Annotated in this window: 23 protein-coding genes and 1 pseudogene; 17 read left to right on the forward strand and 7 right to left on the reverse strand. The window is 67.9% G+C overall.

The genetic code is table 11. The annotated features are described in order from the left end of the window. The first annotated feature begins 4 nt into the window (after window positions 1-4). The 16 genes from V1457_RS23615 to V1457_RS23690 all read left to right on the forward strand — a co-directional run bounded on the left by V1457_RS23615 (window position 5) and on the right by V1457_RS23690 (window position 14,839). Window positions 5-802 (forward strand): hypothetical protein, encoded by a 798-nt coding sequence (locus tag V1457_RS23615; RefSeq protein WP_338596909.1) that lies wholly within the window; start codon window positions 5-7, stop codon window positions 800-802. Continuing rightward, the gene (locus V1457_RS23620) at window positions 799-2,142 is read left to right on the forward strand and encodes a CpaF/VirB11 family protein (protein ID WP_338596910.1); all 1,344 of its coding nucleotides are present in this window, start codon (window positions 799-801) and stop codon (window positions 2,140-2,142) included. The genes V1457_RS23615 and V1457_RS23620 overlap by 4 nt, the downstream gene beginning before the upstream one ends. After that, window positions 2,139-2,984: a type II secretion system F family protein gene (locus V1457_RS23625; RefSeq protein ID WP_338596911.1), complete on the forward strand. Its 846-nt coding sequence runs from the start codon at window positions 2,139-2,141 to the stop codon at window positions 2,982-2,984. The genes V1457_RS23620 and V1457_RS23625 overlap by 4 nt, the downstream gene beginning before the upstream one ends. Beyond that, window positions 2,981-3,856 (forward strand): pilus assembly protein TadB, encoded by an 876-nt coding sequence (locus tag V1457_RS23630; RefSeq protein ID WP_338596913.1) that lies wholly within the window; start codon window positions 2,981-2,983, stop codon window positions 3,854-3,856. The genes V1457_RS23625 and V1457_RS23630 overlap by 4 nt, the downstream gene beginning before the upstream one ends. An 18-nt stretch (window positions 3,857-3,874) precedes the next feature. Beyond that, window positions 3,875-4,123 carry a hypothetical protein gene (locus V1457_RS23635; protein ID WP_338596914.1) on the forward strand — a complete coding sequence of 83 codons (249 nt, stop codon included), beginning with the start codon at window positions 3,875-3,877 and terminating at the stop codon, window positions 4,121-4,123. Between the two features lie 59 nt (window positions 4,124-4,182). After that, the gene (locus V1457_RS23640; protein ID WP_338596916.1) at window positions 4,183-4,542 is read left to right on the forward strand and encodes a pilus assembly protein TadE; all 360 of its coding nucleotides are present in this window, start codon (window positions 4,183-4,185) and stop codon (window positions 4,540-4,542) included. Beyond that, window positions 4,539-4,967 carry a TadE/TadG family type IV pilus assembly protein gene (locus tag V1457_RS23645; RefSeq protein WP_338596918.1) on the forward strand — a complete coding sequence of 143 codons (429 nt, stop codon included), beginning with the start codon at window positions 4,539-4,541 and terminating at the stop codon, window positions 4,965-4,967. The genes V1457_RS23640 and V1457_RS23645 overlap by 4 nt, the downstream gene beginning before the upstream one ends. Next, the gene (locus V1457_RS23650; protein ID WP_338596920.1) at window positions 4,964-5,377 is read left to right on the forward strand and encodes a hypothetical protein; all 414 of its coding nucleotides are present in this window, start codon (window positions 4,964-4,966) and stop codon (window positions 5,375-5,377) included. Before V1457_RS23645 ends, V1457_RS23650 begins: the two co-directional genes overlap by 4 nt. After that, window positions 5,374-8,355, forward strand: a complete 2,982-nt coding sequence (locus V1457_RS23655; RefSeq protein WP_338596922.1) for a LysM peptidoglycan-binding domain-containing protein — start codon at window positions 5,374-5,376, stop codon at window positions 8,353-8,355. Before V1457_RS23650 ends, V1457_RS23655 begins: the two co-directional genes overlap by 4 nt. An 834-nt stretch (window positions 8,356-9,189) precedes the next feature. Further along, a complete protein-coding gene (locus V1457_RS23660; protein WP_338596923.1) occupies window positions 9,190-9,792 on the forward strand; it encodes a hypothetical protein in 603 nt (200 codons plus the stop codon). Window positions 9,793-9,900: 108 nt separating this feature from the next. Continuing rightward, a complete protein-coding gene (locus V1457_RS23665) occupies window positions 9,901-10,383 on the forward strand; it encodes a hypothetical protein (RefSeq protein ID WP_338596925.1) in 483 nt (160 codons plus the stop codon). A 433-nt stretch (window positions 10,384-10,816) separates the two neighbouring features. Continuing rightward, the gene (locus tag V1457_RS23670) at window positions 10,817-11,581 is read left to right on the forward strand and encodes a hypothetical protein (protein WP_338596927.1); all 765 of its coding nucleotides are present in this window, start codon (window positions 10,817-10,819) and stop codon (window positions 11,579-11,581) included. Between the two features lie 422 nt (window positions 11,582-12,003). Beyond that, window positions 12,004-12,168 (forward strand): hypothetical protein, encoded by a 165-nt coding sequence (locus V1457_RS23675; RefSeq protein ID WP_338596928.1) that lies wholly within the window; start codon window positions 12,004-12,006, stop codon window positions 12,166-12,168. 42 nt (window positions 12,169-12,210) lie between these two features. Then, a complete protein-coding gene (locus V1457_RS23680; protein WP_338596291.1) occupies window positions 12,211-12,990 on the forward strand; it encodes a transposase family protein in 780 nt (259 codons plus the stop codon). 56 nt (window positions 12,991-13,046) lie between these two features. Continuing rightward, complete coding sequence (locus tag V1457_RS23685) at window positions 13,047-13,520, forward strand: N-6 DNA methylase (protein ID WP_338596929.1); 474 nt, start codon at window positions 13,047-13,049, stop codon at window positions 13,518-13,520. A 422-nt stretch (window positions 13,521-13,942) separates the two neighbouring features. Next, window positions 13,943-14,839 (forward strand): restriction endonuclease, encoded by an 897-nt coding sequence (locus tag V1457_RS23690; RefSeq protein ID WP_338596930.1) that lies wholly within the window; start codon window positions 13,943-13,945, stop codon window positions 14,837-14,839. 421 nt (window positions 14,840-15,260) lie between these two features. Here the strand turns inward: V1457_RS23690 and V1457_RS23695 are convergent, their stop codons facing one another. From V1457_RS23695 to V1457_RS23705, 3 genes and pseudogenes are all read right to left on the reverse strand, one after another. Further along, window positions 15,261-16,202, reverse strand: coding sequence for a nucleoside hydrolase (locus V1457_RS23695; RefSeq protein ID WP_338596932.1), 942 nt, complete (start codon window positions 16,200-16,202; stop codon window positions 15,261-15,263). A 177-nt stretch (window positions 16,203-16,379) separates the two neighbouring features. Continuing rightward, window positions 16,380-16,682: pseudogene (locus tag V1457_RS23700) on the reverse strand (M23 family metallopeptidase); the annotation flags it as partial. A 249-nt stretch (window positions 16,683-16,931) separates the two neighbouring features. Then, window positions 16,932-17,501 (reverse strand): MFS transporter, encoded by a 570-nt coding sequence (locus V1457_RS23705; protein ID WP_338596933.1) that lies wholly within the window; start codon window positions 17,499-17,501, stop codon window positions 16,932-16,934. A gap of 113 nt (window positions 17,502-17,614) precedes the next feature. Here V1457_RS23705 and V1457_RS23710 point away from each other — a divergent pair, with 113 nt between their 5' ends. Then, a complete protein-coding gene (locus tag V1457_RS23710; RefSeq protein ID WP_338596936.1) occupies window positions 17,615-17,977 on the forward strand; it encodes a helix-turn-helix domain-containing protein in 363 nt (120 codons plus the stop codon). A gap of 121 nt (window positions 17,978-18,098) precedes the next feature. Here V1457_RS23710 and V1457_RS23715 read toward each other — a convergent pair whose 3' ends face one another. From V1457_RS23715 to V1457_RS23730, 4 genes are all read right to left on the reverse strand, one after another. After that, window positions 18,099-18,380 carry a M23 family metallopeptidase gene (locus V1457_RS23715; RefSeq protein WP_338596937.1) on the reverse strand — a complete coding sequence of 94 codons (282 nt, stop codon included), beginning with the start codon at window positions 18,378-18,380 and terminating at the stop codon, window positions 18,099-18,101. A gap of 229 nt (window positions 18,381-18,609) precedes the next feature. Further along, window positions 18,610-19,386 carry a phosphotransferase gene (locus tag V1457_RS23720; RefSeq protein WP_338596939.1) on the reverse strand — a complete coding sequence of 259 codons (777 nt, stop codon included), beginning with the start codon at window positions 19,384-19,386 and terminating at the stop codon, window positions 18,610-18,612. 76 nt (window positions 19,387-19,462) lie between these two features. After that, entirely contained in the window at window positions 19,463-20,095 is a 633-nt protein-coding gene (locus tag V1457_RS23725; protein WP_338596941.1) for a M23 family metallopeptidase, read from the reverse strand. 293 nt (window positions 20,096-20,388) lie between these two features. Then, on the reverse strand, window positions 20,389-21,216 hold the full coding sequence (locus tag V1457_RS23730; RefSeq protein ID WP_338596943.1) for an alpha/beta hydrolase: 828 nt from the start codon (window positions 21,214-21,216) through the stop codon (window positions 20,389-20,391). Between the last annotated feature and the right edge of the window lie 115 nt (window positions 21,217-21,331).

Below are 21,331 nucleotides of genomic sequence, written 5' to 3' on the forward strand. Positions count from 1 at the left end.
TGGCATGGCGATCACGACGGTGATCAGTGCGCTCGGTGCGCCGGGCGTGTCCACGACGGTGGCGGCGTTGGCCACCGCCTGGCCCGGCCCGGTGCTGGCCGTGGATGCCGATCCGGTGCGCGGGTCGCTGGTGCCGGGCTGGCTCTCGCGCTGGTGGGTCGACGGGCGCATCACGACCGAGGCCGGGGTGGTGACCTTCGCCGCCAGTACCCGGCGGATGACCTCGGTGCCGGCCGAAGGACTGGTGGGGCACACCGCGGAAGTGCCGAACGCGCGCCACATCCGGGTGCTGCCCGGAGTGGTGCACGCCGAGCAGGCGGTCGCGATCGGCGCGGACGGCTGGTCGCGGCTGGCCAGCGCCCTGCGGGACCTGTCCGAGACGGGTCCGGATGTGCTGGTGGATGCGGGCCGGTGGTGCCCGCAAACACCGTGGCCGCTGCTGAACGCGGCCGACCGCGTGCTGCTAGCGGTACGGCCGAACCTGCGGTCCTGCTCGGGCAGCACGGACCTCGCCCGCCACTTGGCCGACCGGTTCGAGCGCGTCGAGCTGGCGGTGCTGGCCGCGGACTCCCGCGGTGCCTCCGATACCGCCCGCGCCGTGGACGCGCCTCGCGGGCTGACGCTGCCCGATGACACACCCAGCGCCCGCGTGTTCGCCGACGGCGCGACCGAGCCGCTTCATCTCGCACGGCGTCCGTTGTGGAAAGCGACCCGCCGCACCGCCCGCGTGCTGCACGCCCAAGCGCACAGGCCCGTCGGCTTCCACCGCGGGCTCGAGACAACGCAGGCAGGTGTCGAATGACTCCCACGATGCTGCCGTGGTTCGACGACGGCGACCCCATCCCCGATCCGGCCACTGTGGACACTCTTCGTACCCGTGCCGCGGCCCGGCTCGACAACCACGAACCCGACCAGCACGCGGTCGTGTCCGATGAAGTGTTCGCCTGGGCCGCCGACCGCGCCGCCGCCGGACGGCCACCCATGCCCGAAGCTGTCGAACGGCGCCTCATCCGGGCTGTGCATGGCGGGCTGGCCGGGCTCGGCGGACTCGCCGCGGTGCTGGACCGTGACGCCATCGAGAACATCCACGTCCACGGCCACGACCACGTGCTGGTGAACACCGCAGACGGCACCACCGCCCGCTGGCCGCACCCGGTGGCCGACTCCGACGAAGCGCTGCTGGATCTGCTCGGGGAACTGTTCGCCCGCGCCGGGCGCACGTCGCGGGAGTTCTCCCCGGCCCATCCGATCGCGAACATCCGCATCCCCGCCGGAGGCCCGCTCGGCGCGCGGATCGCGGCGGTGCGCGAACTCTGCGACCGGCCACGGGTGGCGATCCGGCGCCACCGGCTCGCCCACGCCGCCCTGGAGGATCTGCGCGCGAACGGCACCCTCGACGCCCGGCTGCAGCAGTTCTTGTCCGCGGCCGTGGCCGCGGGACTGAACCTGCTGGTCACCGGCGGGCCGTATGCCGGGAAAACCACGCTGTTGCGAGCGTTGTGCCAGGAGATCCCCGCGCCGGAGCATGTGGTCACCGTCGAGGACGACTACGAACTCGGCCTGCACCTCGACCACGGGCGGCACCCGCTGGTCACCGCGTTGGAATCGCGCACCGCCGGCGCCGAAGGCACCGGAGAGATCACCCTCGACGATCTGCTCAAACAAGCCCTGCGGCACTCGCCATCGCGAGTGATCGTCGGTGAGGTCCGTGCCGGGGAGATCACCGCCATGATGCGGGCCTTGGGCAACGGGGCCGCCGGCGGGATGGGCACCCTGCACGCCACCTCCGCCCGGGCCGTGCCGGATCGCATCGCCGCGCTCGGCCAGCTGGCCGACCCGCCCTTGCCGATCGCCGCGGCGCACCGGTGGACCGCCTCGGCGCTGGATGTGATCGTGCACGTCACCCGCCACGACCAACCTGACGGCCGACACCGCACCGTCGGGGAGATCGTGGAAGTCGGCCCCGTCGGCGACGCCGAAGCCCCCGATCTCACTCCGCTGTTCGCCACCGCCCCCGGTCAACGGCACCCGATCCCGGTCGGCCCGCCGAGCCCTGAGCTGCTGGAGCGGCTCGTCGCGACCGGGCTCGATGCCGGGGTGTTCGACCTGCCCGCACGCGCCTGGGGCGGTGAGCACCGATGAGCCCCGATCTGCTCACCGCCGGAGCGTGCGGGCTCGCACTCGCCGTCGCGATCCTGCTCGTGCTCGCCGGCCGCACCGGAGTGCCGCAGCGTCGAGCGACCTCGCCGAGGACGTGGTCCCACCGAGGGCTGCGCCTCGGCACTGCCGGGCTTCTACTGGGTGCCGGTGCGTGGTGGGCGACCGGGTGGCCGGTGGCCATGTTGATCGTCGCCGCCGCGGCCGTGGGCCTGCCGCGCGTGCTCGCGCCGAGCGCGGCGACCGAGGCCATCGCCCGCGCCGAAGCACTCGCGACCTGGACCCGACGACTCGGTGACCTGCTCGCCTCCGGCGCCGGAGGCCTCTCGCAGGCGATCACCCGCTCGGCCGCCACCGCGCCGGAACCGTTGACCACACCCGTGCAGCGCCTCGCGCACCGGCTGCGCACCCACGGCACCGAAACAGCGCTGCGCGCCTTCGCCGACGACCTCGCCGACCCCGCCGTCGACGCGGTCGTGCTCGCCCTGCTGCTACGGCTACGCGCCGGCGGCCGCGGCCTCGCCGACCTCCTGCACCACCACGCCGACGCCCAAGCCCGGGAAATCACCGCCCGGCGCCAAGTCGAAGCCGACCGGGCCAAACCCCGCACCACCGTGCGCTGCCTGATCGGCATCACCCTGGTGATGCTCGCCGGGCTCGTGGCCTTCGCCGGGCACTACCTCGCCCCGTTCGCCACCGCGGCCGGGCAAGGCGCGCTCGCCGTGATCGCGCTGCTCGCAGCCGGAGCGATCACGTGGATGCACCGCCTCACGACCCCGCCGCCTGCTCAGCGCTACCTCATCACCCGGCGAAGGGAAACCGCATGATCGCGCTCGGAACCATGCTCGGCGTGCTGGCAGGCACCGGGCTCGCCGCCGGACTCGTCGCTACCGTTCCTGTCGGCCGGCTCGATCTCGCCGCCGCGCTGCACCGCACCACCCGCGCCGCACCGCGGGCCGCTACGGGTCCGGGCGGCGTCGCCGCCGCCCGGCTCGCCGCCCATGCCCGCCGAGCGCGGCACCCGTGGCTCGGGCTCCCCGAGCCGGACCTGGACCTGCTGGAACTCGCACCCGAGCACTACCTCACCCGCCGCCTGCGCGCGGCCGCACTCGGCCTCGCGACCGGAGCCGTGCTCGGCGCACTCGGGCTGGCTGCCGAGATGCTTCCCGCTGCGGTAGCGCTCGCGTGCGGCCTCGTCGGCGCCGCGGCGGGCGGGATGCTGCCGTACTTCCAACTCCGCGAGGCCGCCGCCCAGCGCAGGGATGCGTATCGGCGGGTGCTGGCGGTCTATCTCGACCTCGTCGCCCAAGAACGCCGCGCCGGACGTGCCGCCACCCCAGCGCTGCGCGAAGCCGCCGAAACCAGCGACCACCCGCTACTCCTCCGCATCCGCACCACGGTGCTGCAGGCGCACCGGCTCGGCCACACCCCCTGGGACGCACTCCGCGAGCTCGGCACCCGGCTGCGAGTGCCGGAACTGGTCGACGTCGCCGACCTCGCCGACACCGCCGCCGACGGCGCCGCCATCGCCACCAGCCTGCACACCAAAGCCACCTCGCTGCGCCACGCCGCCCTGGCCGACGACACCACCACAGCGAACGCACGCAGCGAGCAACTCACCATCCCGGTCGCGTTGCTGATGCTCGCCTTCCTCGGCCTGCTGCTGTACCCGACCACCGCCGCACTCCTGAACAGCTAACTCCGAAAGGAACCCGGCATGCACACCTTGCGCACCACCTCCGCACGTCTCGCCCGCACCGCCTGGACCCTGCTGCTTCCCCTGGCCTGGGCACTCACCGACGCCATCGACCACGTCCAGAACCGGGAGCGACGCCTCATGGTCGATGACCGCGGTTCCGAAACCGTGGAAAAAGCCGTGATGACCGCGTTGGTGCTCGGTCTCGCCCTCGGCCTGGCCGGGGTGATCGCCGCCGTCGTGCACAAATTCCAAGGCCAAATCCACTAAGGACACGACCTATGACTGTCCACACCAGACACCTCACTGCGGAGCGAGGTTCGGAGACCGTGGAAACCGCTGTGCTCATCGGTCTCGCGCTCGCGCTGCTGGTCTCGGTCGTGCAGGCCGGATTGTGGTGGCACACCCGCACCCTGTGCCTGCACGCCGCCGCCACCGGCCTGCAAGCCGCCCGCACCCTGCACGCCACCCCCGAAGCCGGACAACAGGCCGCTTCCGCATTCCTCACCCGCGCACCGAACGCCGCCACCGACCCCGTCGCCACCGTGTCGACCACCAGCGGCAACGTCGTCGTCGAGGTCTCCGCGACCGCGCCGCACCTGCTGCCGATCCCGGGCCTGGAGTTCCGGCTGTCCCAGACCGCCAGCGCCACCCGCGAAGCCTTCACCACACCCGGAGGCACCCCATGAACACCCACGCGCGCGAACAGGGATCGGCCAGTCTCGAACTAGCCGTGCTGACGCCGGTCGTGCTGCTGGTGCTGGCCCTGGTCATCGCCGGAGCACGGATCGTGACCGCACACGCGGCGCTGGACACCGCCACCGCCGCAGCCGCCCGCGCCGCCACCCTGACCCGCACCGCCCCCGCCGCACAGACCGCCGCGCAGCGCGCCGCCGACCACACTCTCGGCCAGAACGGCCTGCGCTGCGCCCAGCGACAGACCACTGTGGACACCAGTGGCTTCGCGACCGCGCCGGGACAACCGGGCACCGTGACCGTGACCGCCTCCTGCACCGTACCACTGGCTGATCTCGCGCTACCCGGCCTACCGGGTCGTGTGCCGCTCTCGAGCAGCTTCGCCAGTCCCCTGGACCCGTACCGGGAGCGCACATGACCACCACGCCGCACCCACGCGACCGCGGCTCGATCAGCCTGCTGGTGGCCGTGCTGCTGCCCTGTCTGCTGCTGGTGCTCGCGCTCGTCGTCGACGGCGCCGACCGGATGCGCGCGCTGGCCCGCGCCGACGCGGTCGCCGCCGAAGCCGCCCGCGCCGCGCTGACCGCGCTGGACACCCGTGCCACGAGCATCACCGTCGATACCCGCCACGCCCGCCGCGCCGCACAGTCCACACTGGCCGCCAGCAAGCACCGCGGCGAGATCACCCTCGAGGGCCGCACCGTGCGGGTTTCGGTGCAGCACTCCGAACCCGCCGCCATCGGCCTGCTCGGCACCAGCCACCAGGTCACCGGCCACGCCACCGCCGCACTCGGCATCGGCACCAGCAACCCAGGACTCGCCCCATGATCCGCGCCGTGCTGCGCCGCCTGCCCGCCGTGCTCGGCATCCTCCTACTGGTCACCGTCATGCCCGCCGTGCTGGTGCTCTGGACACGGTGGACCGACTGGCCCCACGTGACCTGGCCACCCCTGCACTCCGGATTCCTCGGCGCTGTCGAACCCGCCGACCTCCGCACGTGGGCAGTAGCGACCTACCACGAAATCCGCCTCAGCCTCGGCACCAACGGACTCCTGCTGGCGACCTGCCTCCTGGCCCTGTGGATCACGTGGACGGTGATGCTCTGCTGCCTGGCCGCCGACACCCTGCGCCTGCTGCGCTACGGCGCCCACCGCCTGCGCGCCAACGGACCCGACGGCGTCCGCGGCTGGATCACCGCCCTGGTCACCAGCACCGTCCTCGTCGGCACCGCCAGCCCCAGCATCGCCTCGGCTCTTCCCCACAGTCCGGTGGCGGCCAGTGCTCCTCGCCACCCCAGCGGCGCGCACCATGCTCCGGTGCGGGCCGTCCCGGAGGCGGACGGGTTCGACTCCGGCCCGTCCGCCTCCGGGCTCTGGCTGCGGACTCACCGCGGCGATTCGCTGTGGGAAATCGCGACAATCCACCTCGGCGACGGCACCCGGTGGCGCGAGATCACCGACCTCAACCCATACCTGTCCCCCGAACCCCACGTCCTCCGCGCCGGCGACTGGCTCCGCCTGCCCGACGACGCGGTGAACGTCGACCCCGCACCGCTGCCGGACGGAGTCCGGTGGATCACCGTCGCCGACGGCGACACCCTCTCCCGCCTCGCCCACCACCACCTCGACGACCCCGACCGCTGGCAGGAGATCTTCGAGCTCAACCGCGGCCGCACCCAAGACACCGACCGCACCCTGCGCAGACCCGGCTTCCTCATGCCCGGCTGGCGCCTCGCAATCCCACCCACCGAGCCCCGCAACCTCGACGCCGACGGCGTCACCGAAGGCGCCGTCCTGGGATCGCTCGAGTGGGAACCGATGTCGCCCCAACAACCACCCGCCGCCGTACCGGCCACACCCGAGCCCATGCCCCCGCCGGCAGCACCGTCAGGGCAGGACACCGCTCGCGCACCGCAGGATGCGTCCGGCCCGGCGATCATGCTTCCGACCAGCGGGCTGGTCGCCACCGGCTTGGCCGCCGCCGTCGCGGTCGGCATGTACCTGCACCGCCGAGGTCGGCGCCGCACCTACACGCCCGGCAGCGGCGACCGCACCCCACCCGCCGAGCCAGGTCCGGCGGTCCGCGCGCTGCGCCTGGCCGACGACCACGCCCGCGGCAGCGACGACGAACCTGCCACCACCGAACCCGTCCTCCTTCCCACCACGACCGACCCGGACAGGACCGCGACCGAAGACGGCACCGATCCCGCTACCTGCCCCACGGCGGAGACCGCAGTGCAGATCGGTGTTCGCGACGGGCGCGCACACGCGCTCGATCTCGCCACCCTGCGGGGGCTCGGCGTGACCGGCCCCGGCGCCGAAGCCGCCGTCCGCGCCCTGTTGGTGCACCTGCTGGCCACCACCACCATCACCGTGGTCCTACCCCGCCTCGACGCACTGGCCCTGCTCGGCGAGGAACCCGCCACCGCACCTCGGCTGCACATCACCACCGACCTTTCCGAGGCGCACGCCACGCTCGCGCACCGCAACGCTCCCGCCGGCGCCGGCTGCGAGGTCGTGCTCGTCACCCGTCTCGATCACCCCGACGACGACCTTGCCGATCTGCTCGCCGCCGATGCCGGTGTCGCGGGCCTTCTACTCGGCGACTGGCCGTCGGGGCACACCGTGCGGGTGCGCGCCGACGGGATTGTCACCGCCAGCGATCCGGCCTTCGCCGAGCTCCGCGGCGCCCAGCTGTTCCACCTCGGTGCCACCGACACCCGCGACCTGCTCCACGTCCTCACCGACACCGCACCAGCCGCGAGCACCGATGACGGGAACGACTCGACCAGCACCGAGTCCAGCAGTCCCGACACCACCCTTTCCGTTGAAGCCACGAGCGGCGATCCCGCAGACCGCGAACAGCAGGAGGGCATTCCCGAACAGCACGAGCCCGGAACCGGCTCCGCGCGCTTCACGCTGTTGTCCGATACGACGCCGGCCCGCGACGCGCACGACGAGCCCGCCGCGGGCGCACTTCCGCAGAACCCCGCGGATTCCACCCGCGACGACACCGATGCCCGGACCAGCCCCTTACAGCTCACCGTGTTCGGCCCGCCCACCCTGAGCTGGCACAACCCACACGGCACCACTGAGGACCTCACCACCGTGCTCGCACCGAAACACCACGCACTGCTGGTGTTCCTCGCCCTGCACCCCCGCGGCACCTCCCGCGACGCAGTGCGCGACGCCCTCTGGCCCGACGCGCGGGGACGCCGCCCCTACAACGCCTTCTACGCCGCGCTGTCCCAAATCCGCGCCAGCCTCACCGCCGCTACCCACAACCAAGCCACCGAGCTGATCCATCAGCACGGCGAACACATCACCCTCAACCCCGAATTCGTCGCCGTCGACTACTGGGACCACGCCCAGGCCGAACACGACCAACACCGCGCCACCAGCCACCAGCAACGACTCACGGCCTGGTCCCGCATCAGCAGCGTCTACCGCGGCGAACTCGCCGCCGGATTCTCAGCGCTCTGGCTCGACGCGCCCCGCGAAGCCGCCCACCGCACCACCGTCGATGCTCTGACCAACCTCGCCGCCCATTACCGCGACCACGACCCTCACCGAGGCCTTCAATTCCTCGAACACGCCCGCCATCTGGACCCCGACAACGAAAATCTCTACCGCGCCATCATCCGCACCCAGGCCGACCTCGGCCTCACCGACGCCATCCCCCGCACCCTCCAGCTGCTCACCACCGCGCTCGCCGACCTCGGATTGCGCCCGGACCCCACGACCCTCACCCTCGCCCGGACGCTCCAGAACCCACCGACAACCGCCACGATTCCACCGGCCCAATAGGCCGTGCCACCCTCGGTGCGAAGGGTCGAGCAGACAACAGCGTCCCTCGACGGGAGAAACCGAGAGACGCCTGACAATGCCTGGCAACCGCGCATTACTGGTAACCTGACAGTCGCACACTAACCCGCAGAAAACCTGCGTTCTCGTGCGGCCCACGCTCTCCCACCGCCCGCACCGACGGACGCTGTTGCCGCCGGGCCCCGCCAACGCGGACACGGCCCCATCGAACTGCGGTTCCGCCTCGCACCCTCGCGTGCCACCGCTGCGTCGGCCCCTGGCGCCGCGTGCTCGGTCATCGACCTGCTCATGCGCCCACTCATGCGCTCGCTCATCGACCCGTTAAGCAGGAAGCCCCCTCGCGCCACCTTGTTGCAGGTCAGCGCGCCGCTGGCCCTTCCCGAACCTCCCCAGCCTCGGTACCCCACGGGAACTTGCTGACGACTGAAGGGAAAAGGCATCGCCAGCAACCGAAGGGAGGACAGGGCGTGCAATACCACTTTCCATGTCGCTTTTTATTCCATTTCCAAATCCAACTCTTTGCCCTGAAATGGGATGCTTCACCACAACACAGAATCGTAAGCTCTTCGCGACTTCGCACTTCCCCTTGGGCATGAACATCCGCGCTGGTCACACTCCCACAAAGAACAGATCGCACCATTCACAACGAACTCGGGAAAATCTTGACTTGAGGTTGTGCCCGCTTGGCGCCGGCGTTAAAGTAGAGATATCCGAACACAGGGAAAGAACCCTATGAACGTCCGAGCAGGAAGAAAATCGCGGGCAGGGATTCGCACCCCGCTACGTCCGCATCCGCAATCAGTGAAAGGCATTCTCATGACTCATGTGTCTGTCGAAGCGTGGTCACACGGTGACGGGTATCTGACCGTGGACACGCAGGAATGGATTAACGATCGCGGCGAGTACGCCGCGGATTTGACCGAGGACCTGCGGGAGTGGATGGACGCCGGTGACCACCGGTGGCCGACTGACGAGGTGCTCACCGAATGGATCACCGACCGCACCGGCACACCTCCCGCCGGGCTGCACGGTGATGGCGAGATGTGGCATCACAACTTGTTCAACTTCGCCGATCATCTGGTCGATGATCTCGGGTTCGTCGTGCTCGCGGCCATGCAGCTCGGAGACCTGATGATCACCGTCAGCGGCGAAGGGGGCCGCTACGAAGCACCGACGGTGTACCGCTCCACTGTGGACGACACCACCGATTGGGCGGACTACTCGAACGCCGAGGGCGAGTGCATCAACGGGCACCGATGGAGCACGAACGACACCGTGCATCTACATCCGTGGGATAGCGCGGACGTGGACACCTACCGCGTGCTGACCCTGATCCGGGTGCCGTTCGGTGACCAGGCGCGCGCCTACGTCGCGTGCCCGTCCTGCGGGAAGTCCGTGCGGTTCTCCTGCCGCTTCTGAACTCGCCGCGCGGCCGGCCGCGCCAGCCTTTCGGGCTGCTGCCGCGGCGGCCGGTCGCGCACCCCTCCATCACTGTTGATCTTTGTTTCTGCGAGGTGTGCTGTGTTCGTGCTGTCTGCCAACGGCGAGATGGTCTCCACCGACTACGACGGTGACTCCTCCGTGATCACGTTCGACAACGCCGAGGACACCGAATGGCGCTGCGAAACATGCGGCGAAGCTCTGTACGAGGATGCGTGCGGCTACACCGACGAATCCGGCTCGGCGGTGTGCACGGCCTACATCCCCGATGCGGATTCTGACGACGACGGCACCGAGCCGGAGACCGGTGAAGGGCCGCACCGTCCGCAGCGTGTGACGCTGTGGTGGGCCAACGGCGCCACGATCCGCACCGAGCCCGACGAGGACTCGATCACGGTCACCATCAGCGTCGGCGACCCGCGCGGCGCATTCGCCTTCACCGTGCGCCGCATCCCCGACGACGCACCCGCCAACGGCGGCCGACTGATCATGCACACCCCGTACCCGGGTGAACCCCTGCCGCACGCCGAGCTGACCACCGACCACACCGGAACCTACTGGGTCGGCTGAGCCTGCAGGGGCGCTCGCGGCCTACCCGGGCGCCCCGTCCGGGCTTGCTTACCCGCAACAACGACACCGGCCGCCGACGACGGGGCCGGAAAAGCGGTTGCCCGGTCTCGGCCGCACCCCTGCTGACCAGAACCACAACGAACGACACAGCGCGAGCGGTACAGGCCTCCGCGGTGGCTCAGTGAGCTACCCTAGCCGCGCCTCCCCTCGGGGATGGCAGCCCTTTCACAGGGTTGCGGCAGGCCGGCGGACCGTGCGAACACCCTTCGGGTGGGTCCGTCGGCCCTCGTATGTTCGGCCTTCTCGTGACGCTCGCGTCGCCACTGCGACCGAACTCCCAGGCAAGCCGCTCCGACTCCGCGGTCTCGGATCGCGGCGCTGCGGTCGTCTCTTGGCTGCCCGTTGCCGATTCCCGAAGAAAGGGTCGATACCCATGCACACCGACATCACACGCCCAAACACACTGTTCGCCCTCGGCCGCGGCGCAGACGCCCAACCGCTGGGCGCGTTCGGCGGTTTCGTCGTCCCCGACGACATGGCGCGCTTTCCCATCGGACGGCAACTGCTGGCATCCACCGCAGCGGCCGACGTTCGCGACCTCTTCACACGGTTCGCTCTGGCCTGGGACGTGGCTGGATTCGACACGTTCGCTCCGACATTCGGAAAAGCTGCGGTCCCCGAGGCCACGGCTGGTCGCGCCGACTGGATACCGCACGAAGATCGCTGCAACGTCTACGCTTTCGACGACGGCCAGTGGTTCCACTGGATCGCCACGGACTACCCCCAGTGGTATTGGTTGACCCTCGCCGGCGGCGTCGTGACCGAGCAGCCGGTGAATCGTGTCTATGGCACCGACTACGCCCGTACGCACGGGCTCGACATGCCCTGTCTTGCAGCTTGGATCATGGGCGCGGCCACGACGCGACTAAACCGCCCCGATGCGGCCTTCTCCGCCGACGTCGACACGGGCGAGACGACGGCAGAACCGATCATCCATCTCAAGGTCCATCACGGACAGCCAGACGAACTGGACGCGATCTCGGCCGAGCTGGAATCGATCGCCCAGTCCTGCAACTGGTCCAACCCCTGCGATCCAGAAGACCGGCGATTCGACTGGTGCACACCGTGCACCCACAAGACAGGCGCCATGCACCCAGGCGACATGTTCATCGTCACCGATCAACTGTACAACGAATAAAGAACTCGCCCGAAACGGGACGTAACACACCTACGCATTCGTTTCTGAATTCTCCTTCCTTCATCTCGGGCGCATTCCTCATCGGGCACACCTGTGCCCGATGCAGAAAAGCGCCGGGCACCACCGCCGCACAACCACGAGGGCAGACACGTGAGCCAATCCACCAGACACCGGCGCGCGCCTCGCGACCCCGCTCAGCACGCCGTCGCCATCGCTGAAGCCGTCGACACGGCATTCAGCAAGGCCAACCACTCGGGCCGCCGCGATGTGGCTTTGTCAGTCGTGGCCGCGTTGTCCCTCGTCGGCCAACGCAACGCGGACGGCCCCGACCTCGCCGAACAGCTGCACGCGCAAAGCCCCGGGACTTCACCGGCACTCTGCGGGACATCTACACCGCGCTGGTCAATGCCCGTCCGGACATAATGCACCTGGTCTATCCGCTCATGCAGTGGGTTTTCGAAGACCCTCAACCCGCGTTGCAGCAGGCCGCGAAGCGCACCGGCGATGCCGCCCTGCACGAAGGGCAGCTCGAACTCACAGGCACCGACCGCCGTTTCGACACCGACCTGCTAAACGTTGTCTCGTAACCCGGTGGTTGTGGTCGTGTGCTGATCGTTGATCATGGGTGGATGCAGGTGATCTCGGCGGCTGGGTCGGAGTGGATTGCCCCGTTCACGGGGTTGGAACCACGGCAGTTCCGGAAGCTGGTGGGCACGGTCGCTGCCCGTGGTGGGGAGGCGATCGCGGATGGACGTCCGGGTCGGCAGTGGAGGCTGCGGCTGGAGGACCGGGTGTTGCTGGTGGCGGTGTACTGGCGCACGAACCTGACGATGCGCCAGATCGGCCCGCTGTTCGGAATCTCGCACGCGGCTGCCCACCGTGTGATCGACTCCCTCGGCCCGTTGCTGGCGCTGGCCCCGGTGCGCAAGCGCCGCACCGATCAGGTCGCGATCGTGGACGGCACCCTGGTACCCACCCGCGACCGGCGAGTGGCCGCGCCGTCGAAGAACTACCGGTACTCCACGAACCTGCAGGTCGCGATCGATGCTGACAGTCGCCTGGTCATCGCCACCAGCGAGCCGCAACCCGGCAACCGCAACGACACCACCGCCTACCGGGAATCCGGCATGGACCAGAAATTGGCTGCTCGCCCGGTGATGGCCGACGGCGGCTACCGCGGCAACCATGGGGTGATCATGCCCTACCGGAATCACCCTGGCGACCACGATTTGCCGCCATGGCAGGAAAAAATCAACGGCGAGCACCGCCAGATCCGCGCCCGCGTCGAGCACGCCCTGGCAGGCATGAAGACCTGGAAAATCCTCCGCGACTACCGACGCGCCGCGGCCACCCTCGCCGACACCGCCTCCGGAATCGCCCATCTCCGCAACCTCGCCCTCACCGGCTGAAGCAACCCCGCACCACACCAACCACAAGATCAGTTACGAGACATCATTTAGGCGTCGTGCTCAGCCTGCTCAAATCCGACACGGCCGGCAAAGCCAACGCCCAGATCTACACCCCCGCGCCGGTCGCGGACATGCTGGCGCGGATGACCGTGCCCGACGAGGGCAGCTCGGTCTGCGATCCCGCCGTGGGCACCGGCGGACTCCTCCGAGCCGCCGCCCAAGCGATGCGCGAACACGGCCGAGACCCCGCGACCGTGACGTGGTACGGCGCCGACATCGACGACCTGGCCATCGCCGCCTGCGCGATCAACAGCCTGCTGTGGCAACTCGGCCCCCGCATCGTGCTGTGCGTGGCCAACACGCTGACCGAAGGCGACTGGGCGCACCGCGCCGAAGCACAACGCGCCGAAAGCCTGCAACTGTCCGAGACGATCCGCCGGGACAAGCTAATGATCAACGCCGTCCGCAACGCCCAACGCCTCACCGAGTTTGTCGACGACGACCGCTCGAACAATGAGGACCAGGCCTGACCGGTGCGAGACCATTCAGCGCCGCCGACTCGCCGAGGCGTCCGGGTAACGCGCGGAGCAGCACTAGCGACCCGTGACTGCTGAATGGGACTGAATCAAAAAGGCGCGCAGCAGTCGGCCCGGAGTCGTTGTCAAAGCAGCTATGCGCGATCGCCTCGTTGACAAGGTTGACGATTTGGACTTACCAATTTTCGACGCCGTCCTCGCGGGAATCCTGAAACGCTTGATCACCTCTGCTAGGACACTGAGATAGGCGCTACTTCTGTTCTCAGGCGGAGGGCAGAATCGCGCTTCTCGTCCAGCTGGCTCTGACTCGCTAGGCCCATCCGTCCTAGCTGTTTACCGCCGAAACAGCGCAGTGTTTCTGCTGCTCCCCGGCTGGGGTGGTGTCGCCGTGCGGGCGACCGATGCATCATGAATACATGGCCGATGACACGAACACCGGGTATGCGGGACCGCCGCCACCGCGCCCCAAGCGGCGGAATGCCGTGCTCCGTTTGTTCGACGCGCCCTTGTGGCGTGACTGGATCGTCTGGCTAGCAGCCGTGTGGGTTGTCGCAGGGATCGGAACACTGCTCGATCCTCCAGAGCCGCAGCCGCCGGCGGGATGGGGCGAACTTGTGATGCTCCCGCTGACTTTCGCGCTGGTGTTCGGAGTCGTGCCAGCCTGGATTCGTTTGCAGCTGCGACGGTGGTGGTGGCACAGGCGCCACGGCAGCCACAGCGGTACCCGCAACCGCCACGGCGCCCCTGGTGGTGCCGATGTCCTCGCCGAAGCACCGAGAGGGCTTGGCATCACAGCATCCGATCCCCAATTGGTCGGCTTAACGCCCGAGCCGGTGGATACCATAACCCGTGTCCAGTTCGATTGGTCACAGCTCGACCCGGACAGTTTCGAATACCTGCTCACCCGCCTGTTGGAGGAGTCCGGTTCGTATGAACATGTCAGACGTTTGATGTCCGTGAATGCACCTGATAGCGGATTGGATGTGGAAGCCTACCGCGTCATTCGCGACGAATTGACTGAGCCGAGACGCGAGCGGGTAATCGTCCAGGGAAGGCACCGCCCGAAGCGCGGGGTCAACGCTTCGGACATCGCAGATTTGGTGCACGCGAAAATCCCATTGTGGGAAGGGGTGCCGGTTCGTGGGCTTATCGTTGCCACCACCGGCCATTTCACCCAAGACGCAGTGCGTTGGGTCAACGACCACAACGACATGGCCAAGCGTCCGGACATTGTTCTGTGGTCTCGCAACGAGTTGACCGCTTTGTTGACTCGGCGTCCCTGGATCGCCCAGGAGTGCGGGGTGATCCAATAAGCACTACTGTGCCCACCCCCGAGCGCTGCTCGTTCAAGCCTCGGGTACGACGTATTCGACGCAGTCTACGTGCAAGCGCGACAGCTAGTTAAGATTGTCAGCGCGTTGGATGAAGAAGCCTTCTGCTAACACGAACGAGCACTCTCAAGGAGCCATATGAGACTACGCGAACGTGGTGATCACATGTAAACGGCCACATGCATACGTTCCCAAACATGTGACCCAAAGCCGACCTTCTGAATGAAAATAGGAACTGAGCACAAAGTTCGCGTTCGCGGGGACGTTCCGGGTAATGGTTCCGGCCATCGACCTGGCCGATCGCTGCCAAAGGTGCTCGGGTCGTAGTCACTGTGGGATGGGCGTTCAACGTCCCGATGGCCCGGGCGGGATCGGCGGGTGGTTGTGCGCGAAGCTCGCGGCTTCAAGCGAAGGTCTTGGTCAGTAGGGCTGTCAGGATGGTCGGGTCTGCGTTGAGGGCGACGTGGGCGTTCCGGACCGCGGCAGTGTCGGATCGGGTGTCCAGAACGGTTCGCCCCACGGTTAGCGGGCCCGTGGTCTCGACGGCAACGGGTACGGAGCGCGTCGTAACCACGTTGGGCTGGACCAGGTATGCAGTGCAGACCACGTCGTGCACCGGTGCCGCCCCGTCGACACCAGTACCGGCGTAGGCGTCGATCCGCCGGTCGATGAACCGCGCGGCGGCGGTTCCAGCAGGACTGCCGAGCGCGTCGAGCTTGCGGCAGGCGTCGCGTGTGATCACGGCGCGATGTGTCGCGTCAAGGGTGACGAGGGTCAGCCGTGGGAATCCGGCCGCGAAGACCATCGCGGCGGCTTCGGGATCGGCCCAGATGTTGAACTCTGCCGACGCCGTCACGTTCGTGGATGTGTGGCCGCCGCCCATGATGACGATCTCTTCCACACGGCCGGTCAGCGCCGGGTCGAGCGCGAGTGCGGTGGCGATGTTGCTGAGTGGTCCGACCGCGACCAACGTGATGGGTTCGTCCTCCGTCCGCAGGGTGTCAATCAGGTACTCCACTGCGCCTCTGTCCTGGGCTTTGCTGTGCGGCGCAGGGATGTCCAGGGCGCTACCGTGTGGATCATCGTCGCCGTCCGACTCGAAGTGCTGTGATGCGGGGAAACCGGTCCGTGCGATGGGGCGCGCTAGCCCCGCGAAGACTGGGATCTCAAGGTGTCCGATCCAGTCGAGGACCCGCAGGGTGTTGTCCGTCGTGTTGGTGAGCGGCACGTTGCCGTTGACTGTGGTCACACCCAGGAGGTCGAGCTCGGGATGCAGCGCTGCGAACATGATCGCCACGGCATCGTCGGTTCCGGTGTCCACGTCCATGATCACTTTACGTGCCATGCTGCCTCCCCGTCAGTGACCATCGGTTCGGCACTCTAGCGGAGATGCGCGATGGTCCGGCACGGCTGCTCAACGGTCCACGACTGGGCGTTCAACACCAGGCATGGAACCTCATCAGCACGACGTCTGAACCGATAGCGAGTGGTGCGCAGGCAGACCGCGTCGGTTCTGCTCGGATCAGTTGCACAGCGCCAAGTCTTGCTGCTGGTAAAACGCGGCGGGGTCGATCGGTTCACTGGTTTCGTCGAGCTGGAAGTGCAGATGTGGGCCGGTGGATTTGCCGCGGTTGCCGACCTCAGCGATCGACTGTCCCGCATGTACGGGGTGGACGAGGTTGCGGTGGTTGGGCCCGTAGGTGCTCACCAGCCCATCGGGATGCTGGATGCGTACCCACAGCCCGTACCCGCTGGCGAGCCCGGCATCCAGCACGGTGCCGCCGCTGGCCGCCACTATGGGTGTCCCGATGGCGGCGGCGAGATCCTGGCCTGCACGGAATCCCCCGCCCCGGAAACCGAATCCTGAGCTTGTATTCGAGACTTTTTAACGGGCGTTGGGACCTCTACGGCTCAGCTCGCTGTGCTGGAGAGACGTACTGCGGATACGACAGCAGTGGTGATCAATACGGTGGCGGCTGCGATTGATGCGGTCGCCATGCCTTCCGTGAAGGCGTGCTGAGCCGCGTGGCGTACCGGCTCGGATCCGGGCGAGTAAAAGACGAATTTGCCAAGCTCACCCTGACCGCGGCATAATCCAGTGTCCGCTCAAGCGGGAACACTTCAACAGCAGCCCTCCCAGCACCGGACCGAGAGCGGCACCGACACTGTTGGCCGAGGTCCACAACCCGAGCGCGAGGGCGCGTTCACGCTGGTCGACGAACACGTTGCGGATGATGGCCACGGTCGCGGCCATCATCATGGCCGCCCCGATGCCCAGCGCCGCCCGCGCCAGGATGAGCTGTACCGCAGTGGCCGAGGCCGCCGCGCCAACCGAGGCGAGCCCGAACACGACAAACCCGCCCAGTACCAGGCGCTTGCGGCCCCACCGGTCCGCGAGGGTGCCGAACGTGACGAGCAGAGCCGCCACCGTCAACGGATAGATATCGACGATCCACAACAGCTGAGCCGTACCCGGCAGCAGCTGGCGACTGATCGTGGGCACCGCGACGTGGAGCACGGTCAGGTCGATGCCGACCAACAGCAGGCTGGCACACAACACCCCCAGAACCGCCCACCGTCGTAGCGACGCGACAACTCCGGGCGCGGGCGTACTGCTCGTTTGAGACGTGGGTTCAGTACTCACAGAGGCAAGACTCGCCAGCCACCCTCATCTGTAACAAGTACGGTCTTTTCTGTGACGTAGTGCCATTTCATATACCTATGCAGGGCACGACGGTACGGGGAAGGAAAGAGGCCATGCGTGAAGACATCGAGCAGATGCCGGACTACTGCACCATCGAGGTGGCCATGACCGTGCTCGGTGGTAAGTGGAAGCTAGTCATCCTCAACTACCTCTTCGCCGAGCCACGCCGCTTCGGAGAACTGAGGCGTCTCCTGCCCAGCATTACCCAGCGCATGCTGACCCGGCAGCTGCGCGAACTCGAGGCCGACGGTTTGCTCGTCCGAACCGTCTACCGCGAGGTACCGCCCAAGGTCGAATACTCACTGACCACTACCGGCCGCAGCCTCGAAACCATCGCCGACCAACTCGACCAATGGGGACAGTGGTACCGCGATACCCAAATCACCGAGTCAACCGGCGACAACCAGTCCACTTGAGATTCCTGTACTGGGAAGGAACGGTGGGTGAGTCGGGTCTGGGGCTGTAACCCTGCTGAGTCAAAACCCGATATCGGCGGCATTCCGTGACCGCCCAACTGCTTAGCAGCGCGGCCCCTTGTCAACGACAAAACCGCAGCCCGCGCTGCTCATAGAAGGCCACCGGATCGACCGGACCACCGCCGGTGTCGATCTGGAAGTGCAGGTGCGGGCCGGTGGACTGGCCGCGGTTGCCGACCTCGGCGATCGGCTGCCCGGCGCGGACCGGTTGGCCCGGGGTGACGTGGTTGGTGTGGTTGTGCCCGTAGGTCGTGATCGTGCCGTTTGGGTGCTGCACGCGGTCCCAGAGGTCGTAGCCGCTGGCGGGTCCTGCGTCGAGCACGGTGCCGTCGGCCGCGGCCATGATCGGTGTGCCGATCGGCGGCGAGGTCTTGCCCCTGGTGGAAGTCCCCGTCTCGCGGGCCGAACCCGGAAGTGCACCGGCCCGCCGCGGGAACCGCCCAACCGCCCGCCGAGGCCGGTGGCGTGCTGACCGCAGCGCGGTAACGCTCCGCTTGGACGAGCACCTTGTCGACGTATCAGTCGGCGTGGTTGATGCTTCGCATGCTGGTCAAGCTGAGACCAGCTCTTGTTCAGCTCAGTGCTTGTTCCAGGGCGTTGCGGTGCTGGTCGAGCCAGAGCAGTGAGCGGGCGATGTTGACGGTGAACCGCCCGCTGTTCCAGTGACGCGCGGTTTCCGGATTGTGGCCGAGTGCGCCAGCGGCGACCCGGGCGGCTTGGTTGACTTGGACTCGAGCCACCTCGTCGAGCAAACCGACTCGCTGCGCCTGCTCGATTCGACATGCCTCGGCGAAGATTTTCAACCGCCGGGGACGCTCCGACGACGATGGTGGGGCAGCGCCGTCGCCCATCGGTTCGTCGTGCAGCGGGACCATGTGCCAGGCGGCGTAGGCCACGTCCTCGATCGCGCGGCCCGGACGGGCGGAGTCGAAGTCGACCAGCCCGGACAGCCGCTGGTCGACTTCGAGCATGTTCCAGGGAGCGATGTCGTTGTGGATCACCGTGTCCCCGTGTAGCGGCCAGCCTTCCGGATTGCGCCAGGTCGCACCGGGTGGAGTGCGGAAATCACGGACGGCCTCGGCGAGGCTGGCAATGGCTTGTCCGACCTCGATGAGCTGGGAATCGCCTCGCAACGTCGGTACCGGCACACCGGGCACCCGGGTCAGCACATCGCGCCCTTGGTCGTCGATGCCGAGGTACCGCGGCGAATAGGGATATTCGCGACGCTCCAGGTGCCGGAGCAACGCCGCGACCGCGTCGCTGTGCGGGCCGCGCTCGCGACGCACCGTGTCGTCGACGATCCACAGCCTGCCCATCGAGCCGCGCCCGACGATCTCGTGTTCCGCCACCCGGGCAGTGTCACGCAACCACAGCCCGCCGACCAACGATTTTGCCCGCGCAGGGACAAGATCTCGGCACATCGGGTCAGCGGCACAACATCAGCCCTCCGCCCCGATAGAAGGCGGCAGGGTCGATCGCTTCGCCGGTCTGCTCGAGTTGAAAGTGCACGTGGGGACCGCTGGATTGACCACGGTTGCCGACCTCGGCGATCGGCTGTCCCGCATGTATGGGCTGGCCGGGGTGGACGAGGTTGCGGTGGTTGTGCCCGTAGGTGCTCACCACCCCGTCAGGGTGCTGGACCCGGACCCAGAGCCCGTACCCGCTGGCGGGCCCGGCATCCAGCACGGTGCCGCCGCTGGCCGCCACGATGGGTGTCCCGATGGCGGCGGCGAGATCCTGGCCTGCATGGAACTCCCCGCCCCGGGAACCGAATCCTGAACTGCATCGCCCCTCGACGGGCACGACCCAGCCTCCCGCCGGGGGTGCCGCGGCCCGGTATGCCTGGGCTTGGTCAAGGACTTTGCGGACGTACCAGTCCGCCCTGTTGTAGGCGAAGATCGCGCCGTAGGCATCGTGCCCGTCCCGCGCGCCGGAATCGCACAGATAGCGGGAAGCGGCGTAGATCGCGTTGACCGGGTCATACGGGCTCGGCGGGTGGCTCCCGTCCGGTGGCACGGGCTCGGTGTAGCCCGCGAAGGTCGCCGGCAGGAACTGCATCGGCCCCGCCGTTATCTAGAGGTGTGCGCGAAAGCGGCTGGCGACAGACTTGTACCTGATTCAGTCACGTGAGGTACGTGGATTGAGCACCCACGGTCGACCTGGGCTCCGTGGTGCCACGGCTAGCCGACAGGTCCAGGAGTGCAACGGTCAGCCACCCCTCACTGAGAATCTTTCCGCACCACCTATGTGAGACACCGCTGGTCGTGGCCGCGGCGGCCAGTGGACACCACGGTGAAGGATGTGCGGTGGGGGTTCGGTTACTGAGATCCGTGAGGACGTGCCGCACACCGTCACGGACGCGTCGCGACGAAGCTTGCGACCGCCTCGTCGAAGAGTGCGGATGTCGGTTCCATGTTGGAGATGTGCTGGCCACCCGGAATCACGACGAGTTGCGCTGTGGGGATGCGCTCGCTCATTCGGGTGGCTCCCTCAGCGGGAAGCGTGTCTGCCTCGCCGTGCAGGATCAGGGCAGGGGCTTTGACTTTCTCGTACTCCTGCAGGATGGTCAGGTCTTCCGGGCAGAATCGACGTTGCGACAGACGTTTCACGATCGGGTCACCCCGCATCTCCTTGAACTGCTCGAATAGGGCGTTCCGTTCAGCCTCTGACGTCGAACTGCCTTGCTTGAGCCGGGAGAGCGACACCTCGACGTAGTCCAGCAGTTGCTCGTCGCTCATGGACTCGAGATCGGCGATCGCCTCGTTGTCCTGCGGGGGCTCGAAGTCCTCGGCCAGGTACGGCGATCCTCCGAGGATGATCCCGTCGACACGGTGGGGGTAGCGGCGTGCCAGGATCTGCGCGACCTGGGCGCCCATCGAGATCCCTGCGACGTACGCGTGCTCGACGCCCAGCTGATTGAGAACCTCGGCGGCGTCGTCAGCGAGCTGGACGAGCGAGAGTAGGTCCTCGTTGAGAGTCGACTGGCCGAACCCACGCTGGTCGTAGGCGATGAGCCGCAACCGATCGGTCAGCGTCTGGAATTGAGGCCGCCAGTCCTGCCACGTGCGGCCGTTGCCGTGCAGGAGCAACAGCGCAGGACCGGCACCGCGATCGACGAGGTTGACCTCGCCCAACGGCAGCATCGTCGGCTCTAACGCGTTGATCTCTCCCCTGGTCACGAACTCTCCCTTGCTCGGCCGCAGCCGGGTACGTTGAACACGTTATCTACCTCAGAAGCGCGGCTCATCATTCACGAATGCCACGCTGCCTAGGTGCGGGAACTTTGTCGAGACG

Origin of the sequence: Saccharopolyspora sp. SCSIO 74807 (genome assembly GCF_037023755.1) — a bacterium.
GTDB classification, from domain to species: Bacteria; Actinomycetota; Actinomycetes; order Mycobacteriales; family Pseudonocardiaceae; genus Saccharopolyspora_C; species Saccharopolyspora_C galaxeae.

Excerpts from the sequence above, each read along its gene's own strand:
- V1457_RS23710 (WP_338596936.1), top strand. The coding sequence starts at position 17,615 with ATGCGTGAAGACATCGAGCAGATGCCGGACTACTGCACCATCGAGGTG.
- V1457_RS23675 (WP_338596928.1), top strand. The coding sequence starts at position 12,004 with ATGCACCTGGTCTATCCGCTCATGCAGTGGGTTTTCGAAGACCCTCAA.
- V1457_RS23645 (WP_338596918.1), top strand. The coding sequence starts at position 4,539 with ATGAACACCCACGCGCGCGAACAGGGATCGGCCAGTCTCGAACTAGCC.
- V1457_RS23670 (WP_338596927.1), top strand. The coding sequence starts at position 10,817 with ATGCACACCGACATCACACGCCCAAACACACTGTTCGCCCTCGGCCGC.
- V1457_RS23625 (WP_338596911.1), top strand. The coding sequence starts at position 2,139 with ATGAGCCCCGATCTGCTCACCGCCGGAGCGTGCGGGCTCGCACTCGCC.
- V1457_RS23660 (WP_338596923.1), top strand. The coding sequence starts at position 9,190 with ATGACTCATGTGTCTGTCGAAGCGTGGTCACACGGTGACGGGTATCTG.
- V1457_RS23695 (WP_338596932.1), bottom strand. The coding sequence starts at position 16,202 with ATGGCACGTAAAGTGATCATGGACGTGGACACCGGAACCGACGATGCC.
- V1457_RS23620 (WP_338596910.1), top strand. The coding sequence starts at position 799 with ATGACTCCCACGATGCTGCCGTGGTTCGACGACGGCGACCCCATCCCC.
- V1457_RS23650 (WP_338596920.1), top strand. The coding sequence starts at position 4,964 with ATGACCACCACGCCGCACCCACGCGACCGCGGCTCGATCAGCCTGCTG.
- V1457_RS23655 (WP_338596922.1), top strand. The coding sequence starts at position 5,374 with ATGATCCGCGCCGTGCTGCGCCGCCTGCCCGCCGTGCTCGGCATCCTC.
- V1457_RS23715 (WP_338596937.1), bottom strand. The coding sequence starts at position 18,380 with ATGGCCGCGGCCGACGGCACCGTGCTCGACGCAGGACCCGCCAGCGGC.
- V1457_RS23630 (WP_338596913.1), top strand. The coding sequence starts at position 2,981 with ATGATCGCGCTCGGAACCATGCTCGGCGTGCTGGCAGGCACCGGGCTC.
- V1457_RS23725 (WP_338596941.1), bottom strand. The coding sequence starts at position 20,095 with ATGCAGTTCCTGCCGGCGACCTTCGCGGGCTACACCGAGCCCGTGCCA.
- V1457_RS23690 (WP_338596930.1), top strand. The coding sequence starts at position 13,943 with ATGGCCGATGACACGAACACCGGGTATGCGGGACCGCCGCCACCGCGC.
- V1457_RS23635 (WP_338596914.1), top strand. The coding sequence starts at position 3,875 with ATGCACACCTTGCGCACCACCTCCGCACGTCTCGCCCGCACCGCCTGG.
- V1457_RS23615 (WP_338596909.1), top strand. The coding sequence starts at position 5 with ATGGCGATCACGACGGTGATCAGTGCGCTCGGTGCGCCGGGCGTGTCC.
- V1457_RS23680 (WP_338596291.1), top strand. The coding sequence starts at position 12,211 with ATGCAGGTGATCTCGGCGGCTGGGTCGGAGTGGATTGCCCCGTTCACG.